This is a genomic window from Allobosea sp. (assembly GCF_051860145.1).
Lineage (GTDB): Bacteria > Pseudomonadota > Alphaproteobacteria > Rhizobiales > Beijerinckiaceae > Allobosea.
The window spans coordinates 437,839-456,615 of record NZ_JBHYEM010000003.1 but is presented as its reverse complement, the minus strand read 5'-3'; the positions used below and the strand labels follow the sequence as shown (position 1 = coordinate 456,615).

Below are 18,777 nucleotides of genomic sequence, written 5' to 3'. Positions count from 1 at the left end.
CGATCTGCAGGCGAAGCTCGGGCTGACCTTCATCGTCATCACCCATGATCTCGCCCTCGTCGCGCATATGGCCGACGTGGTCGGGGTCATGTATCTCGGCCGCTTCGTCGAGCAGGGCGAGGTCGAGGCGGTCTGCGCCGCGCCGCGCCATCCCTATACGCAGAGCCTGATGGCGATCGCCGCCCCGCTCTCGCCATTGGCGAGGGGCCAGCCGGCCGCGCTCCTCGAAGGCTCGATTCCGAGCCCGCTCGCCATTCCGACTGGCTGCAGCTTCCATACGCGCTGCCCGCTCGCCCGGCGCCTCGGCGCCAGTGATGCCGCCGGTGTCGCGACGGAAGATGGCCGCCTGCCGCGTCGCTGCGTCGAGGACACGCCCATTCTCCATCCTGCGCCGGGAGGCCGCAGCGTCGCGAGCTGTCATTTCGCGGATCAACGCCTCCCCCCTCCAAGCACCTGAAGACGAAGGATTCGATCGATGTCCGATCACAACAGCGCCTCCGAGATCGTCATTGTCGGCGGCGGCATCTACGGGACGAGCCTGGCCTATCAGCTCGCCAAGGCAGGCCGTTCGGTGACGCTGCTCGAAGCCGGCGAGATCGCCGGCGGCGCCTCCGGCGGTCCCGGCGAGCGCGGCGTCCGCGCCAATGGCCGCGATCTGCGCGAGCTGCCGGTCTGCGCCCTCTCGCTAAAGCTCTGGGCCGAGTACCAGGCCAAGATCGAGGGCGGCGTCGGCTATCGCCGCATCGGCGGGCTCAAGATCTTCGACGTCTCCTACGGCCATCGCGACCATGAGGTGCGCGGCCGCATGGAGGCGATCGCCGCCGCCCAGTCGAGCCTGGGCGCGCCCTCCGAAATCCTCTCCCGCGACGAGACGCTGGCCCGCGAGCCCGAGCTCGCGCCGGGCATCCTCGGCGCGATCCATTGCCCGAATGACGGCGTCGGCGACCATGGCCTCGCCACGCGGCAATTCGCCAAGGAGGCGCAGAAGGCCGGCGCGGTGATCCGCACCGGCGCCAGGGTCGCCGAGATCGTCCATGCGCGCGGAACGGTCACGGCGGTGAAGCTCGCCGACGGCGAGACCGTGCCGGTCGGCTCAAAGCTCATCGTCGTCGCCAATGCCGGCGCCGAGGCGCTGCTGAAGCCCGTGCTGAAGCCGCATGAGCTCAGCCCGGTCTGGAACCTGATGCCGCAGATGCATTTCGTCTCGAACCCGCTCGACAAGAAGGTCAACCATCTGCTTTCGCACGCGCATCGCCGCCTCGCCGTCAAGCAGTTGCCGGACGGCACGCTGATGCTGTCGGGCGGCGCCCATGTCGGGCATACGCCCGAGGGGCTGTGGAAGGGCTCGCTCAGCGCGATGACGCAGAACGTCACCGACGCGATCCAGACGCTGCCCTTCATCGACAATTCGCGCTTCCTGAGCGTCGACGCCTCGCGGGTGGAGGCGGTCTCGGTCGACCAGATTCCCCTGATCGGACAGGCGGAGGCCCTGCCGAACCTGATCTACGGCTATGGCTGGTCGGGCCATGGCTTCGCGATCTCGCTCGGCTTCACCAGGCTGTTCAGCGACTGGGTCCAGTCGGGCGAGAAGCCCGACGCGCTGGAGCCGTTCTCGCCGCTGCGCTTCCACAAGCCGGCCGCGCTGCTCGCGGCAGTGCCCGGCCGCGCCGCCGCCTGACCCGGACTATCCTTGCGCTCCGCCATTCCGAGGCGGGTGCGGGCCATGCCCGCGCCCGCCGCATGACAGGATTTGACTCATGCTGCCCGATTTCGACCCCACCCGTCCCGGCAAGTTCATCCATGACCTCGGCCCGATCGCCGGTACGCTCGACGGCGTCTCCGGCGAGATCCTCTGCTGCATCAACAACGGCACCGGCCCGTCGGTATTGCTGCTCGGCGGCATCCATGGCGACGAATACGAGGCGCAGATCGTGCTGCGCCGGCTGGCCGAGCGCCTGACGCCGGCCGACGTGACCGGGCGCATCATCATCGTGCCTTCGATCGACTTCCCCGCCTCCCAGAAGGGCAAGCGGCTCTCGCCCTTCGATGGGCAGAACATGAACCGCTGCTTCCCCGGCAAACCCGACGGCACGCCGACCGAGCGGCTCTGCGCCTTCGTGACGAAACAGCTCTTCCCGGCGGTCGACCTGCTGATCGACGTCCATGCCGGCGGCGGCGACGTCTCGGTCGTGCCCATGGTCTTCGGCTTCACCACGGCCAAGAGCGTCGTCGACGACGCGCAGCTGACGCGCCTGATGGAGGCGTGGGGCTATCGCTTCGTCCAGCATGTCGACGGGATCGACGAGACGGCCTGCGGCGCGGCGAAGCTGGCCGATCTCGCCTCGATCGAGGTCGAGGGTGGTGGCGGCCGGATGAAATCCTCCGAGCTCGCCATCATGGAAGAGGGGCTGCTGCGGGCGCTGGCCGCCTTCGGCGCGATCAAGCCGGTGCTCGAGCCCGCTCCCTTCGCCGGGGTGCATTTCACAGCCGGCGCCGAAGGCCAGTATCTCGCGCCGGACGCCGGACTGGTCGAGCATCTCGTGGTGCTGGGCGACGAGGTCCGGTCAGGGCAGCGCGTCGCGCGTCTGCATCCGACGACCGGGGCGAACAGCGCTCCGAAGGAGATCCTGAGCCCGGCGCCAGGTTTTGTGCTGCGCCAGACCGAGCATGCCTTCGTGGCGAAGGGCCAGCTGATCGGCAATGTCGGCACGCCGATCCGGCGATAGCCGTCATCGCGAGCGAAGCGACGCGATCCAGGGGCCCGCGTACCCCCTGGATTGCTTCGTCGCTGGCGCTCCTCGCAATGACGATCCATTCCGAGCGGAAAGGGTTCCCGGCACACAGGCCGCGACCGGCCGCAAAACGGCATTTGACATCCGCTTTATTTACATACCAATTGATAGGTATCTTTTGTGGGGGGTGAGCCGATGCCGGTGCCGAGGCGGCGCAAGCAGGCCGAACGCAGCGCGGAGACGAGAGACGCGCTGATCCAGGCGGCAACGGCGCTTCTGCAGTCGGCCGGGTATGCGAACACGACGACGGCGCTCATCGCCCAGCATGCCGGCGTGACGACCGGCGCCCTGCATCATCACTTTCCGACCAAGGAGGAGCTGATGTTCGGCGTGCTCGATCGCTCGAGCGAACGCGTGCTGCAGCGGCTCGACGCCCAGGATCACGGCGGGCAGGGCCTCGGCAGCAACGACAACGGCATCGATGTCGCCAGCCTGGTCCATCATCTGTGGGAGCTCTATGGCGACCCGGAATACTGGGCGGTCTGGGAGATCATCATCGGCACGCGCGCCGATGAGGCGCTTCATCCCAGGATCGTCGCGCATCGCCTCGATACGATGAAGCGGGTGGTGCACCCCTGGGTCGCGCGGCATCTGACGGGCGCCGCGCCGCTGCCCGAGATGCTGGCCCTGTTCGAGTTCATCCTCGTCGCCATACGCGGGCTCAGCCTCGAGCGCTTCCTCGACAAGCCGTCCGCCTATTTCGAGGACAGCCTGAAGCTTCTGGCCGAGATGGCCGCGTGGAAGCTCGCGGCGATCGAGGCCGGCGCGCAACCAGACGCGTGACGGGTCAGCAAAGCAGGGGAGTGAGGCTGATGACAACGGATACACGGGTCGGCGAAGCGAGCGGCGGGGGGCAGGGCAATGCCAGGACCCTGATCGGAGGCGCATTCGGTCATTTCATCGAGTGGTACGACTGGTCGATCTACGGGTTCCTGGCCGGCGTCTTCGCCGCCCAGATGTTCCCCTCCGACGACCCGACGGTCTCGCTGATCGCCAGCTTCTCCGCCTTCGCGGTCGGCTTTCTGGGCCGGCCGATCGGCGCCTTCATCCTGTCCCCGCTCGCCGACAAATATGGCCGCCGGACCATGCTGGCGGCGACCATCATCATGGCTGGCATCGGCAGCCTGCTGATCGCCATTTGCCCGACCTATGCCCAGATCGGCATCGCCGCGCCGATCCTGATCGTGTCCGCACGGCTGCTGCAGGGCTTTTCGGCGGGGGGCGAGTACCAGATCGCCATCACCTTCCTGAACGAGCACGCATCGAGCCGCAACCGGGCCTTCGCCGCCTCGCCGCAGCAATTGTCGATCGGGATCGCGGTCCTGGTCGCGACCGGCGTCGCCAGCCTGACGACCAGGTATTTTCCGCCGGACACGCTGACGAGCTGGGGCTGGCGGGTGCCGTTCCTGCTCGGCGCCGCGCTGTCGATCTTCGGGCTCTACCTGCGTTCGGGTCTTGCCGAGACGCCCTCCTTCGAGAAGGTCAAGAGCAGCCAGAAGATGAGCGCAGCAGCCATCCTGGCCTCGATCACCGAATTCCCGAAAGAGGTCTTCATCGTCTTCGTCGTCCAGATGAACGGGCTGCAATATTACCTCTGGATGATCTTCCTGCCGACCTATGCCAACCTCGTCGGCGGGCTGGACCGGGCCTCGGGCTTTGCCGGCAGCGTGCTCGCGAGCATCGCCTATTGCATCGGCGTGCCGGTCTTCGCCTTCATCTCCGACCGCATCGGCCGCAAGCCGTTCCTGATCGGCGCGGCGGTCTGCTTCCTGCTCTTCACCTATCCGCTGCTGTCGATGCTCGCCGTGCCCCAGCTTTCCTTCGGCACCTTCGCCTTCGTGGCGGTCGTCGGCGCCATCTTCATTGCGCTGAACAACTCCGTGCTCGGAACCGTTTTCGCGGAGCTGTTCCCGACCCGCGTGCGCACATCCGGCATCGGCATCCCCTATGCCGTCTGCGCCGCGATCTTCGGCGGCACCGCGCCCTTGGCTGCGACCTGGCTGCAGCAGCTCGGCGGGCCGCTCTACATCTCGCTCTACGTGATGCTGGTCTGCGCCATCACGCTCGCCACGCATCTCTTCCTCACGCCGGAGACGCGTGGGCGTTCCCTCGACTGACAATCCTTCTGGAGAAAGCGGCACGATGCTTGTTGTCCATCACCCGGATCAGGCTCTCCATGATCCCGATCAGGTCTTCCGCACCGGGAAATTCGTCGCTCAGCCCGACCGGGCCGAGCGCTACCGGATCTTCCTCGATGTGGTGACGCGCGCGCGGCATGAGATCGTCGTCGCGCCGCTCGACCAGGCCGAGGCGATCACGGCAGTCCATGACCCGGACTACGTCGCTTTCCTGGAGAAGGTTCATGACCGCTGGATCGCAAATCCGGACTACGGGCCGGTGGTCATTCCCAACGTGCATCCGACGCATCGCATGCACCGCAAGCCGACCGAGCTTCTCGGCGAGCTCGGCTGGTACTCAAACTCGACCTCCTGCCCGATCACCGCCGACACTTGGAAAGCCGTCTTCGCCAGCGCGCAGGTGGCGGTCCATGGCGCGGATCGGCTGACGGCGGGCGGCGGGCCGATCTACGCCATGTGCCGCCCGCCGGGACATCACGCCTATCCAGACCTGATGACCGGGGTCTGCTATCTCAACAATGCCGCGATCGCCGCGCGCCGCCTGGCGCAGCGTTTCGGCAAGGTCGCGATCATCGATCTCGACGTGCATCACTGCAACGGCACGCAGTTCATCTTCTGGGAAGATCCGGATGTGCTCGTCACCTCGATCCATGTCGATCCGCGCCTGTCCGCTCCCTATTATGCCGGCTATGCCGACGAGACCGGGGCGGGGGCGGGCACGGGGCTGAACTTCAACCAGCCGCTGCCCTGGGCGACCGAGAACGAGGCCTGGCTCGGCGCGGTCGACCGGGCCGTGGCGCGGATCCGCGACTTCGGCCCGGGGGCCGTGCTGGTCTCGCTCGGCTTCGACGCCGGCGCGGAGGACCCAGTGGCGACGTTCAAGATCGACGATCAGGGTTTCGCCGAGGCCGCAGGCAAGCTCGCTGCGCTGCGCCTGCCCACCCTGCTCGTCCAGGAAGGCGGATATCTGAGCCCGTCGCTCGGCGGCTATCTGCAGAGTTTCCTCGCGGCCTTCGAGGCCGGCGCAGCCCAGCAACCGTCATAGGGAGGACCACATGAACCAGCTGCCCGAGCTGCGCAGCGGCAAGGCCCGCACCGAGAAAGGCTTCATCAAGCCGATCGAGGGCGTCGAGATTCCCTTCGGCATCGTCGAAGGCGCGCGCCCCGGCCCTTGCCTGCTGGTCACGGCGGGCGTGCATGGCTCGGAATATTGCTCGATCGAAGCGGCTTTGCGCCTGATGCGCCGGCGAACCGACGACCTTGCCGGCACGATCCTCGTCCTGCCGATCCTCAACATGACGGCGTTCCGTCAGCGGGCCATCTACGTCATGCCGGAAGACGGCCGGAACCTGAACCGGATGTTCCCCGGCCGCGCCGATGGCAGCTTCAGCGAGCGGGTCGCGCATTGGCTCGTCGACACGGTCTATCCGATGGCCGATGCCTATCTCGACCTGCATGGCGGCGATCTCAGCGAAGCTCTTTTGCCCTTCTCGCTGTTTCCGAGCGGCAGCGAGGCGTCGCGCGACCTCGCCAAGGCCTTCGGCCTCCCGATCGCGGTCTCCGCCGGCGGCGAAGGCTATACGATCAACGCGGCCGGGCGGCTCGGCATTCCGAGCATCATCGCCGAGGTCAGCGGCAACGGGCTGTGGGACGAGCAAAGCGTCGAGGAGATGAGCGCGGGGATCGAGCGCGCCCTGCATCATCTCGGCATGAGCGGCGGCCCCCGCCCGCCGGCCCCGCGCGAAGAGACCCGCATCGTCACGATGGCGGTGCCGTCGGCCGGCATCGACGGCTTGTGGTATCCGGCCCGCGATCTCGGCGAGACGGTGCGCAAGGACGAGCCTCTCGGTGAGATCAGGGACGTCTTCGGCGAGGTGCTCGAGCGCGTCCCGTCGCCCCGGGAGGGTTACGTCCTCTATCGCCTCAGCAGCCTGGCGGTCAGCAAGGGCGAGGCCTTGATCGGCATCGGAACGCCGATCGAGCCGACATAGATCTGGCGAGACCATAAGGTCAGTCGAGGCCGCGGGCTGTTCGGGCTGGAACCTCGCGAGCTGGTACCGCATCTAGCGGCCAGCGCCTTTCAGGCCGAAGCGGACCATCGCTTGATGCCCAGCAGGTCCGGGCGCCTCAGCTTTCAAGGCCATCATCGCCAACACATCCGGCGGTGATGGCTGCCGCCTTTCTCCACAAGCTCCGATTCGTCTGAAGTCACAGCGCGGCAACGATGCCGAATGCGGCTGCCGCCGCACGGGCGACGATATTTCGCCTGGCTTTTCTGTTCAGAACGCGGACAGATGGGGGCAGGGAGGCAACGATTCCTGAACGTGACGAAGCCGTGAAGGCATATGCGCAGGGCGGCTCGGTCGCCGCGCTCGGTGCGATCGTCGCCGGAGCACTGATCCTGCAACTGGCCGGCACGATCGTGAACATGGTCGTGCCGCTGCGGATGGCGCTCGCGGGCCAGCCGCCGCTGCTGATCGGCGCGGTCGCCTCGGCCTATTCGATCGGCTTCCTCGTCGGCTGTTTCGCGATCCCCTCGCTGGTGCGCCGGGTCGGCCATATTCGCGGCTTCGCGGTTTTTGCCGCGCTTCAGGCCGCGTCCACCCTGAGCTTTCCGCTGATCCCCGAAACCTGGTGGGGCGTGTCGCGGCTGGTCATGGGCCTGTCGGCGGCCGGGCACGGCATCTGCATCGAGAGCTGGATCAGCGGCCAGGCGAAGGGGAGCAACCGGGGCCGGATCTTCGGCGTCTACCAGATCCTCAACCGTTTCGCGCTGATCGGCTCGCAGATCGGCGTCGGCTATATCGCGATCCAGACGCATGACGTCTTCCTCTATGCCAGCGTGGCCTTCTCGCTCGCGCTGATCCCGGTCGCGCTCACCCGGGCGCGCGGGCCGGAATCGAGCGATGTCGTCTCGGTCAGGCTGCGGACCTTGTGGCAGCATGCGCCGGCGGCCGTCGTCGGCTGCCTCTATGTCGGGCTGGCGAGCGGGCCGCTGACCAATGTCACGCCCGCCTATGGCATCCTGATCGGCCTCGACCAGCGCTCGACGATCCTGCTCACCGCTGCGATCCAGATCGGCGCGCTGCTGCTGCAATGGCCGCTGAGCCTGCTCGCGGACCGAACCGCCAGCCGCCTGATCATGCTGGCCGCAACGCTGATCGTCGCGGTGGCGGCGGCCTTGCTCGGCGTCGTGCTGCATCTCGGCCTGGGCCATGAGCGGCTCTGGCTCTACGGCCTGTTCGCGCTGATCGGCGGCTTCAGCGTCCCGCTCTACACGGTCGCCGTCACCCATGCCTATTTCCGCCTGGGCCAGGATCAGGCGGTCGGGCTTTCGGCGCAGCTGCTGTTCCTGTGGGGCCTGGGCTCGGCGATTGGGCCGCTCGCAGCCACGCTGTTCATGGAGATCCTCGGCCCGCAGGGCCTGCTCGCCTATCTCGTGGTGCTCTCGGTCGCGGTCGCCGCCTATGTCGCGCTGCGCATCTCGCGCAAGCCGTCGCCCGTCATCCTGGAAAGCGAGCGGGGCGTCACACCGCCGACCATGCCCGATGTCGAGATGGGCAAGCGCCAGGGATCAGCCTGACGGCATTGGAAGCTGCCATCCCGGCGCTCCGGCCGGGATGACGCGCGCTTTATCTGAACGGCAGCGCGTTATTTGATGAGCCCCTCAGGCGGCGCTGCGCAACGCGGCCGGGGCGCGCGCGGCTGCCGCCTTGTCGTCCCTGATCCGGAACGCTGCGACGAGACCGTTGAGGCGCTCGATCTGGCTGCTCAGGGCATTGGCCGAGGCCGCGCTCTCTTCAGCCAGCGCAGCATTCTGCTGGGTCATCTCGTCCATATGCGCGACGGTCTGGCTCATCTCGTCGATGCCGTTGGCCTGCTCGGCGCTGGCGGTGGAGATTTCGGCGACCGTCGTGGCGACGCGCTGCGAGGCATCGACGATCTTGCCGAGCGCATCGCCGGCCGAGCGGACCAGCGTCACGCCGCGCATCACCTCCTCGTTGGACGAGTTGATCAGGCCGGTGATGTCCTTCGCGGCCGCGCTCGAGCGTTGGGCGAGGGCTCGCACCTCCGAGGCCACGACCGCGAATCCGCGGCCGCTGTCGCCGGCGCGGGCCGCCTCGACGGCGGCGTTGAGGGCGAGCAGGTTGGTCTGGAAGGCGATGTCGTCGATCACCGCGTTGATGTCGGAGATCTTTGCCGAGGCGCGCTCGATGCTCTCCATCGCGACGATCGCCTGGCTGACGATCGCGCCGCCATCCTCGGCGACCGACCTGGCCTGCTCGGCCAGTCCGACGGCATTGCGCGAGGCGTGAGCCGAGGCCTTGACGGAAGCCGCGAGCTCCTCGGTCGTCGCAGCGGTCTCCTCCAGCGACGAGGCCTGCTCCTCGGTGCGCTTGGAGAGGTCGTCGGCACCCAGGTTGATCTCGCGGGCGGCGAGCCCGACATCGGAGGCGGTGACCTGGATGGTCGAGACCGTCGCCGACAGGCGCGCGACGGTACCGTTGAGCGCTTCGCTCAGAGCCCCGAACCGCCCCTGATAGGCGGTTTCGACCTGGTGGGTCAGGTCGCCCTGCGCGAGCGCCTCGAGCACGCCGACGAATTCGCTGGTGGCGCCGTCAACCAGGCTGTTGATCTCGTTGACGCCTTCGACCAGATCCCGCAGCGGCCCGGTCACGCTGCCGGTCGCGGCCTGTCCGGAGAAGTCGCCGGCGCGGGCCGCCGCGACGATGACCGCGACGTCGCGGACCAGGCTCTGCACATGGGCCGCCTGCTCGGCATCCGCCTGCAGGCTCGTCTCGCGATCCCGTCTGCTGGCTTCGAGGGCGAGCGCGTTCTCGCGATAGATTTCGAGCGCCCCGCTCAGCGCCCCGACCTCGTCGGCGCAGGGCGGTTGCGGAATGCTCCGGGAGAAGTCACCGGCCTGCATGCCGTCGAGCGCGGTCTTCAGCGAGACGAGCGGCCCGGCGATGCGGCGCTGGATGCCGCGCCAGCTAAAGATGCACAGGACGACCAGCGCGGCGAGCAGGCCAGCCATCGCTGCGAGCTTCATCCAGGCCCGGTTGAGCTGGTCGCGCGTGCTCGTCTGCATGTCGTCGAGCGACTGGGTCACGGCCGCGACGATGGCGGTGAACGGCGCGGTGCATTGCTTCGTCCATTCCTCCGCCCCGATCACCGGGCCGGTGCCCGCACCGAGACGGCCGATCAGGTCGTTGGCCTTGAGGTTGGCGGCATCGATCTCGGCCGTCATCACCCCGACCTTGCGCGCGAGCTCCGGCGCGACACCGGCGCGGGCGCTCAGTTGTTGCAACTGGCTCAGGCCCGCTCCCGCGGCGCCCCGGGTCTCGCCGAGGGCGCGCTGCTGCGCCGGCTCCATCGTCTTGCCGGACCCGAGGATCGGCCGCAGCACCGAGCATTGCGTCCCGTAGGACGAGCGGACGCGCCAGCCTGCGGATTTGAAGGCCTGGAGATCGGCGAGAAGCGGATCGGCCAGGCGGACGGCGTTCGAGGTCGCGTCGGACGCCTTGACCAGGGCACCCTCGATATCGCTGACGGAATTGTACCAGGGCATGGTGGCTGCGAGGCTGCGCTGCGCCTTCGGCTTGCCTGCCTCGGCATAGATCTCGGCCAGCCTGGCGTCGGTCTGCTTCTCCACCTGCACGACGGCTTCGGCGAGCGTGGCCCGGTTCGGCAGGTCGGTGGCCCTGATCCTGACCACCGCTTCCGCGAGCTCGGTGCGGTTGGCGTGCTCGATCTGCTTGATCGTCGGGGTCGGGTCGTCCTCGGCCTGGATGGCGGTCTGGACCCGGCCGCGATTGGTACGGATCGTGTTGCCGGCGAGCAGCAGGGCGCGGTCGGCGCTGACCAGCTCGCTCAGGCGGGTATTGGTCTGCACGTCCGAGATCGCCTGTTGCGCCATGTAGCTCAGCGCGCCGATGCCGGGAATGCAGAGGCAAGCCATCGTGGCGAGCAGGTAATTCTTGATCGATCTCGAAAAGATATTCACCGATGCGTTCCCGGTTCCAGCGGCGGAATGCCGAAACACGTCGCAATGCAATCGTGGGAACGATGAATCGGCGCTGGTCGGCGACAGCGAACCTCTCATCTTAACCTTAAGATTCATTCAATGGGACGGGCCAATGCCGCAGTCTCGCCGCAATTGGCCAGGCTCGGGCCGGCCCGAGCCTCGCATTGCCCGGGAATGCCCGGCCCGCTAGGGTCGGGCGACAATAGCCGGCCGCGAGGCTGCCCCATCACCGAACGATCATGACGAAGCATCCGCCGATCGGTTCGCCCATGGCCGCCCTGCCCGCCTATGAGACCTTTTCCATCGACGACCTCGCTGGCGCTCCGTCCCTCGACTGGCCCTATCTGGCGGCGCGGGCTTTGCTCGGCCAGCCGGTCGACGCGGCGATTTCCGCTATCCTGGGTGCGGTCGGATCGCAGGCGAAGGCCGATCGTGCGTGGATGTTCGAGTATGACGCGGAGCTGCTGCGCTTCCATAATTCGCATGAATGGAGCCAGCGCGGGGTAGCCTCCTTCGTCGAGGACCTTCAGGGCGCCCCGGTCACGATGATCGGCTGGCTCCACCAGTTCCTGCTGGCGGGCAAGGCGGTGATGATCAACCGGGTCGAGGCCCTGCCGAAGATGGCGCGGGCGCTGCAGGTCGAGATGCTCCGGCAGAGCGACAAGAGCGTGCTCAGCGTCCCGGTGATGCATGACGGCCGGCTGCGGGCCTGTATCGGCTTCGATGCGGTCAGGACGGTCCGCCGCTGGTCGGACGCCGAGATCAACGCGCTCTTCCAATGCGCGGAGCTGATCGCGGCGGCGCGCTACCGCGGCGAGACGCGGGGGCCGGCGAGCGGCCCCTCGGCGCGGCAGCTTGCGCCGCTCGTCTATTTGCGCCACCAGAGCGGGGTCCGCGGTGTCGAGGCCGGTTTCGTCGTCAGCCTGCGCTCGGCGAAGAACTATACCGAGGTCTGGCTCGCCGACGGCTCGATGGTGCTCGACCTGCGCCCTCTCGGATTATGGTCGGCGCTGCTGCCGCAGGCTTCCTTCGTCAAGGTCCACCGCACCGCGATCGTCAATCTCGCGCATATCCAGGCGATCGACCGTCAGCATGCGGATAAATGGGAGCTGAGGCTGAGGCATGTTCCGAGGGCATTGCCGGTCTCGCGCTCCTGCCGCCAGGAACTGCGGACGCGCGTCGGCATTTGACGAAGCATTCGGTGCTGCCTGTTTTGCAGGCCGCCGATGGGGAATTGCCCGTATAGCCGCTCATGAAACCTTTTATGGATAACAACTCATTGCCGGCGCAGCCGGGCTTCAGAATTTGTACAGTATCCAGCCGGGTTTAATTCTGCGTTCATGCCGTTCGTCCGACTTGCATGTCGATTGGTCCATCTTCGCTTGCAGGCCGTCAGGTAGTCGCTCAGCATCCTGCTCGATTCGACCAGCTCACGCATGGTGAGCCGCGGGATCGTCGGGCAGGGGGGGTCGGCGCATGACCGATCATGGCCAACGCGCGTCGCGCGCGGTGCGGGCCGGCACATCCTCACGCGATTTCCAGGCTTCGGCCTCGCGCCTCGTGCTCGTTGCCCTGCTCGGCGCCGGCGGGGCGATGCTCGCCAAGCCGGCTTTCGCGCAGTCCGGGCCGATCTTCTGGGACAGGCGCGGTGCGCATGGCGGTTGCTGCCACAGCAATAACGGCCATGACGGAGCCCCGGCCACCGACAATTTCGTCCTGACCCAGTCCGGCCTGAACATCACGACGCATGCCTCGCCGGGCTGGGTCACCGGCATTGCCGTCGATGTCAGTGGCGGCGATGGCGGTGATGGCGCCGATATCGGCAGCCAGAACCATTGGGGCGGCAATGGCGGTTTCGGCCGCATCATCATCTACAATGTCCTGAACAGCAGGATCGACGCCCAGGGCTGGGGCATCTCGGCGCTCTCGAAGGGCGGCGATGGCGGTCGCTGGGGCAATGGCACGAGCTGGGGCAATGGCGGTGACGGGCACGATTCGAACCTGACCGTCAGCGCTACGACGATCACGGCCTATGGCCTCGGCATCACGGCCGATTCCAGAGGCGGGGCCGGCCGGGACAGCGCGATCCCGACCGAGCCGGGCATCACCAACGAGCGCGACGCCGGGGTCGGCGGCAATGCCGGCGCGGCCCGGGTGACGTTCAGCGGCAATTCCAGCATCACCGTCCGATCGGGCGCCGTCGGCGGCTTTCCAGATGATTTCGCCGCCGGCATTCGCGCCCAGTCGATCGGCGGCGATGGCGGCATCGGGATCAACGACAGCGAGTGGGGCGGCCACACCAATGCCGGCCGGGGCGGCACGGCCAGCGACGCGACCGTGACCGCGGAGAACGGGACCATCACCACGACCGGCGACAACGCCTTCGGCATCCTGGCGCGTTCGGTCGGCGGCGATGCCCGGTCCAATGGCAATGCCGTCAACGTCGCCGCCGCCAATGGCGGCGATGCCGGCCATGTCACCGTCAGCAACGGCGCGCGGATCACGACCAGCGGAGCGCTGTCGGCAGGCATTTCGGCGCGTAGCGCCGGCGGCAACGGCTCCGATGGCGGAGAGGGGTCATGGGGCGGCGGTCATAATGGCGGGGCAGGCGGCACGCCTCACGGCGTCACCGTCACGAATTCCGGCTCGATCCTGACGAGCGGCCTGGGCGCGCATGGCATCACCGCAGCCGTCATTGGCGGGCGCGGCGGGAATGGCGGGCCGAGCGGCGCCTCCGGTCGCGGCGGCAATGGCGGCGCCGGCGCGGGAACTGGCCAGCTCGCCATCGACATCACCAATAGCGGCGCGATCACCACGCATGGCAAGGATGCGCAAGGCATCCTCGCCCATGCCGTGGGCGGCGGTGGCGGTGCAGCGGCGGCCAGCAATGGCGAGATGTTCATCGGCGGCGGCTCTGGCGGCGCCGGCGGCCATGGCGGCAATTTCCACCTGGGCAATACCGGGACGATCGCGACGAGCGGTGACCAGAGCACCGGCGTGCTGCTGCAGAGCATCGGCGGCGGTGGCGGCCATGGCGGCGACGCGAATGCGACCGGCGTGATCTTTTCGGTGGCGACCGGCGGTCGCGGCGGCGCTGCGGGCAGCGGCGGCGACATCGTCGCGACCTCGTCGGGGGGCGTGAGCACGCAAGGCGCCGGAGCCTCGGCCATCGTGCTGCAGAGCATTGGCGGCGGTGGTGGCAATGGCGGCTCGGCCACGGCTTCCGGCGTCGGCATCGGGCTCGGCATCGCCGTCAGCCATGGCGGCAATGGCGGTGGTGGCGGTGATGGCGGCATCGTCGATCTCACGCTCGATCGGGGCAGCAAGGTCACGACCGTGGGCGCGCTCAGCAGCGGCGTCGTGGCCCAGGGCATCGGTGGCGGCGGCGGTAATGGCGGCTTCGCCAGCTCGGCGTTGATCACCATCGCGCCGAATCTCGGTCCCGAGATCCCGAGCGGGACGCTCAGCCCCACGGTCACGATTGGTGGCAAGGGCGGTGGGGGCGGGCAAGGCGGCATTCTCGATCTCGGCAATGGCGGGCTGGTCTCGACGCAGGGCGACAAGAGCTACGGCATCCTGGCGCAAAGCATCGGCGGTGGCGGCGGCAATGGTGGCAGCGCGGCGGCGCCACTGCGCGCGGCGACCGTCGATTCGCTGAACTCGAAATTCAACATCACCATCGGCACGACGGTAGGCGGCAGCGGCGGCGCGGCCGGGGGCGGCCGCCATGTCGGCGTCACCAACCAGGCCTCGGGCACGATCGCGACGAGCGGCGATCATGCGATTGGCATCTTCGCGCAGAGCGTCGGCGGCGGTGGCGGCAGCGGCGGCAGCGTCCAGCAGGAGACGGCGCAATCCTTCGGGAGCACGCTCGGCGCGCCCGGCGCCACTGCCGGGCTCCTGAAGCAGCTCGGCGACTGGCTGGAGAAAGCGCCGAGCAAGATGGAGTTCGGCTCGGTCTCCGTCGGCGTCGACGTGCGCGTCGGCGGCAATGGCGCTGGCGGCGGCAATGGCGGCGATGTCGCCGTCACGAATAGCGGCAGCATCGCCACGCAGGGCGCCGGCGCCGCCGGCATCGTCGCGCAGAGCATCGGCGGCGGTGGCGGCCATGGCGGGTCGGCCAGCTCGACCAGCGTGTCCAGCCTGATGTCGAGCCTCGACAGCATGATCGCCACGATGGAGGGCAAGGCCAGCAGCTATTTCTCGATCTCGCCGAGCCTGGGCACCAATGTCGCGGTCGGTGGCAGCGGCGGGGCGGGCGGCGACGGCGGGCCGGTGACGGTCGCCAATTCGGGCATGATCACCACGCAAGGCTTCGCCGCGCCCGGCATCTTCGCCCAGAGCGTCGGCGGCGGCGGGGGAGCCGGGACCGTCACCGCGCAAGATCTCGAGCTCTTCATCAAGACGCATGCGCATGAGACCGCGCCCGAGATCATCAGCCAGATCACCCGCATCATCGACCTGCTCGGCTCCAATCTCGCGTCGGCGCAGCACAATGTGAATGTCAGCGTCGGCAAGAAGGGCGGAGCCGGCGGCACCGCAGGCCTCGTCACGGTCGACGCCAGCGCGCCGGGAAGCCGGATCGCAACCTGGGGCGACAGCTCGTCCGGCATCATCGCCCAGAGCATCGCCGGCGGCGGCGGCCATGCCAGTGCCTCGTCCTACACGCTGGGGCCGAGCGGCTTCGTCTCGCGCGACAACGGGGCGACACCGGCGCTGTCCATGCAGCTCGGCTCGACCCTGAGCTACGATGATTTCACCGCCCGTCCGGCCGCCACGCCGGGCGGGATCGTGGTGAAGAATGGCGGCGCGATCGAGACCCATGGCACCGATTCGATCGGCATCCTGGCGCAAAGCGTCACCGGCGGCGGTGGCGTCGCGGCGGTCAACCTGGCGAGCAGTGCCGCCACGATCGCCGTTGCCGGCCATCAGCCCGCCGCGTCCAGCATCAGCCTCGGCAGCACGCTGACGGCCAGCTCGATCACCGGCTTCCAGCCGGTGACGATGATGGGCGCCGCCGTCACGGTCTCGCATGACGGCCGCATCCAGACCTCGGGAGCGCTCTCCCACGGCATCATGGCGCAAAGCGTCGCCGGCGGCGGCGGCGTGGCCGCACTCGTGGTCAGCCCGCAAGTGGCGGGACTGCTGGCCGGGCCGCGCATCTCGCTCGGCGCCACGCAGGCGCCGGGGGGACAGCGCGTCAAGGCCGATGGCGGCGCTGTCGCGGTGAATCTGGGCTGGTCGGGCCAGCCGGCCAGCGTGACGACGAGCGGGGCGTTGGCCTATGGCGTGCTGGCGCAGAGCGTCGGCGGCGGTGGCGGCTATGTCGCCCTGACCAGCGGAAACGGCGCGCTGTCGCTGCCGGGCATGACGCTCGCGCTCGGCGCGACGGGGCTTGCGGGCGGGCGCGGCGGCACGGTCGGCGTCATGATGGGCGCCAACGCGGCGATCACGACCTCGGGCCAGAACGCGCATGGCGTCGTCGCGCAGAGCGTCGGCGGCGGCGGTGGCATCGCGGGGCTGACCACGGCGCCCGGCCTGTCGAGCCTCGTCGCGACGCAGGCTGTCAACCTCTTCGACGGGGCGAATGACGGCGGCGCGGTCAATGTCACCGCCCATGGCCGGATCAGCACCAGCGGCAAGGGCGCCGCCGGCGTGCTGGCGCAAAGCGTCGGTGGCGGTGGAGGCATCGCGGGCGATACCTCGGCGGCGGTCTACGGCATCGACATGGTCAAGCGCGCCGGGGTCGGCGGTAGCGTCGGGACCGGCGGCGCCGTCACGGTCGATGTCGGCGGCACGATCCGCACGACCGGCGCCAATGCGCCCGGCATCCTGGCGATGAGCCTCGGCGGGGGTGCGGTGTTCAAGGATGGCGGCGTGCTGGTCAAGGACCCGCCGTCCTGGCAGGGCAATTCCGGCGGCGCCGTCAACGTCACCATCCGCAGCGGCGGCTCGGTCAGCGCGCTGGGAGCGGGTTCACCCGCGATCGTCGCGATCAGCATGGGCAATGCCGGCCCGACGGGGAGCTATATTTTTGGCGGCTCGCCGATCACCGTGACGATCGAGAAGGGCGCCAGCGCCACCGCGAATCTCGAATCAGGGATCGGCGTGCTGGCGATCAGCACCGCCGCGACGACGCTCGCCAATGCCGGCACCATCTCGGCGAAGACGGCGATCCAGAGCCAGAACACGGCCTCCGTCGCCAATAGCGGCATCGTCCACGGCAATCTGCTGCTGGGCGGAGCCAGCACCTTCAGCAACAATGCCGGTGGTGAATTGTGGAGCGGCGCGAATCTCACGCTGCAGACGCTCGACAATACCGGCACGATCAGTCCCGGCGGGCCGGGCGTGTTCCAGGGAACGCGACTGACCGGGGCCTTGCACCAGTCCGGCACCGGGGCGCTCGCCGTCGATCTCGACTTCGCCGGGCACAACAGCGACTTCCTGTCGGTCTCCGGCGGGGCGAGCTTCGGCGGCACGATCGTCCCGATCCTGCACAACCCGGTCAAGGACATCTGGCTCGGGATCGGCCATTTCGACCAGATCCCGGCGGCGAATGTCGCGCCGGTGATCCGCAGCTCCGCCCTGCTCTTCAGCTTCGACCTGAAGGACCATTATGGCGGCTCGCGGGATCCGCTCATCTTGGTCAATGCCAATTTCAGGCCGCAGGGCGGCTCGCTGAACAGCGACCAGTCAGGGATCGCCGACCATCTGCAGACCGTCTGGAACATGGGCGACACCCGCTCCGGCGCGCTGTTCAACCCCTTCGTCAACATCGCGGATGCCGGTTCCTACCGGCACGCCCTCAACAGCGTCGCCTCCGACGTCGCGCTGAGCCGGGCGAGCAGCCGCGGCCATGAGAACTACGCCTTCCTCAACCGGCTGATGAGCTGCCCCTATTTCATCGATGGCGGCACGCGCCTGGCCGAGGGCGAATGCGTCTGGGGCCGTATCGTCGGCACGCGCGCCGACCGCTCGACGACGCGCGAGGATGTCGGCTATCGCAGCGAGCAGATGACCTATCAGCTCGGCGCGCAAAAGGAGATCGCGCCGGACTGGTTCCTCGGCGGCTCGGTGGGCTATAGCCGCACCGACACCACGTCCACCGGTCGCTATGTCGAGACGACGAGCGACAGCGTCCAGGCCGGCGTCACGCTGAAGCGCCAGGCTGGCCCCTGGCAGTTCGCTGCGGCGCTGCTCGGCGGCTATGAAAGCTCGACGCATCGGCGCCACACCCCCGGCCTCACCGGCCGGGCGACCAGCGCGCCGGACGCCTATTTCATCGGCGCCCGCGCCCGCATCTCCTACGAGCAGCCGCTCGGCATGTGGTACGTCAAGCCCTATGCGGACCTGGACGTGACCTATGATCGCGCGTCCGGCTATCGCGAGACGGGCGGCGGCCTGTTCAATCTAGCCGTGGCGGCGACCGAGCGCGTCTCCTTCATGGCGACGCCGAGCGTCGAGATCGGCGGCCGCATCGACGTCGCCGACATGACGCTACGCCCCTATCTCGCGCTGGGCGTTAGCTTCCTGTCGAATGCCGATGCGAGGGCGCGCATCAGCCTGACCGAGTTCCAGGTCGCGCCCTTCTCGGTCTCGACCAACCTGCCCCGGACCTATGGCAACGTCACGGCCGGCCTCGAGCTCCTGACGAAGTCGGGCTGGGAATTGCGGGCCGAATACGGGTTGCGCGGCGCCGCCGACCATCTCACGCAGAGCGCGACCCTGCGGGCGGCGATGCGCTTCTGAGGCGGCGCGCGCCGGGATGGAGCCCTGTTCGCGGGATGGGCGCTTGCCCAGGGGAGCGCCTGCGCTCTAA

11 protein-coding genes are annotated in these 18,777 nt (G+C 68.4%); 10 read left to right on the top strand and 1 reads right to left on the bottom strand.

The features are described from left to right. The 8 genes from ACTIF2_RS07890 to ACTIF2_RS07855 form a co-directional block, all read left to right on the top strand. On the top strand, nucleotides 1–457 hold a 457-nt coding region (locus tag ACTIF2_RS07890), incomplete at its 5' end, for an oligopeptide/dipeptide ABC transporter ATP-binding protein (RefSeq protein WP_439496491.1). Nucleotides 458–475: 18 nt separating this feature from the next. After that, complete coding sequence (locus ACTIF2_RS07885) at nucleotides 476–1,678, top strand: NAD(P)/FAD-dependent oxidoreductase (protein WP_439496490.1); 1,203 nt, start codon at nucleotides 476–478, stop codon at nucleotides 1,676–1,678. A gap of 79 nt (nucleotides 1,679–1,757) precedes the next feature. Then, on the top strand, nucleotides 1,758–2,726 hold the full coding sequence (locus tag ACTIF2_RS07880; protein ID WP_439496489.1) for a M14 family metallopeptidase: 969 nt from the start codon (nucleotides 1,758–1,760) through the stop codon (nucleotides 2,724–2,726). A gap of 201 nt (nucleotides 2,727–2,927) precedes the next feature. Continuing rightward, nucleotides 2,928–3,575 (top strand): TetR/AcrR family transcriptional regulator, encoded by a 648-nt coding sequence (locus ACTIF2_RS07875; protein ID WP_439496488.1) that lies wholly within the window; start codon nucleotides 2,928–2,930, stop codon nucleotides 3,573–3,575. A 29-nt stretch (nucleotides 3,576–3,604) separates the two neighbouring features. After that, complete coding sequence (locus ACTIF2_RS07870) at nucleotides 3,605–4,909, top strand: MFS transporter (protein ID WP_439496487.1); 1,305 nt, start codon at nucleotides 3,605–3,607, stop codon at nucleotides 4,907–4,909. Between the two features lie 25 nt (nucleotides 4,910–4,934). Next, nucleotides 4,935–5,975, top strand: coding sequence for a histone deacetylase family protein (locus ACTIF2_RS07865; RefSeq protein ID WP_439496486.1), 1,041 nt, complete (start codon nucleotides 4,935–4,937; stop codon nucleotides 5,973–5,975). 10 nt (nucleotides 5,976–5,985) lie between these two features. After that, complete coding sequence (locus tag ACTIF2_RS07860) at nucleotides 5,986–6,921, top strand: succinylglutamate desuccinylase/aspartoacylase family protein (RefSeq protein ID WP_439496485.1); 936 nt, start codon at nucleotides 5,986–5,988, stop codon at nucleotides 6,919–6,921. 344 nt (nucleotides 6,922–7,265) lie between these two features. Then, nucleotides 7,266–8,513 (top strand): MFS transporter, encoded by a 1,248-nt coding sequence (locus ACTIF2_RS07855; protein WP_439496484.1) that lies wholly within the window; start codon nucleotides 7,266–7,268, stop codon nucleotides 8,511–8,513. A gap of 84 nt (nucleotides 8,514–8,597) precedes the next feature. Here the strand turns inward: ACTIF2_RS07855 and ACTIF2_RS07850 are convergent, their stop codons facing one another. Continuing rightward, nucleotides 8,598–10,937 (bottom strand): methyl-accepting chemotaxis protein, encoded by a 2,340-nt coding sequence (locus ACTIF2_RS07850; RefSeq protein WP_439496483.1) that lies wholly within the window; start codon nucleotides 10,935–10,937, stop codon nucleotides 8,598–8,600. A gap of 260 nt (nucleotides 10,938–11,197) precedes the next feature. Here ACTIF2_RS07850 and ACTIF2_RS07845 point away from each other — a divergent pair, with 260 nt between their 5' ends. Both ACTIF2_RS07845 and ACTIF2_RS07840 read left to right on the top strand, forming a co-directional pair. After that, the gene (locus tag ACTIF2_RS07845) at nucleotides 11,198–12,148 is read left to right on the top strand and encodes a LytTR family transcriptional regulator DNA-binding domain-containing protein (protein WP_439496482.1); all 951 of its coding nucleotides are present in this window, start codon (nucleotides 11,198–11,200) and stop codon (nucleotides 12,146–12,148) included. A gap of 286 nt (nucleotides 12,149–12,434) precedes the next feature. Beyond that, complete coding sequence (locus ACTIF2_RS07840; protein ID WP_439496481.1) at nucleotides 12,435–18,707, top strand: hypothetical protein; 6,273 nt, start codon at nucleotides 12,435–12,437, stop codon at nucleotides 18,705–18,707. Nucleotides 18,708–18,777 lie beyond the last annotated feature (70 nt).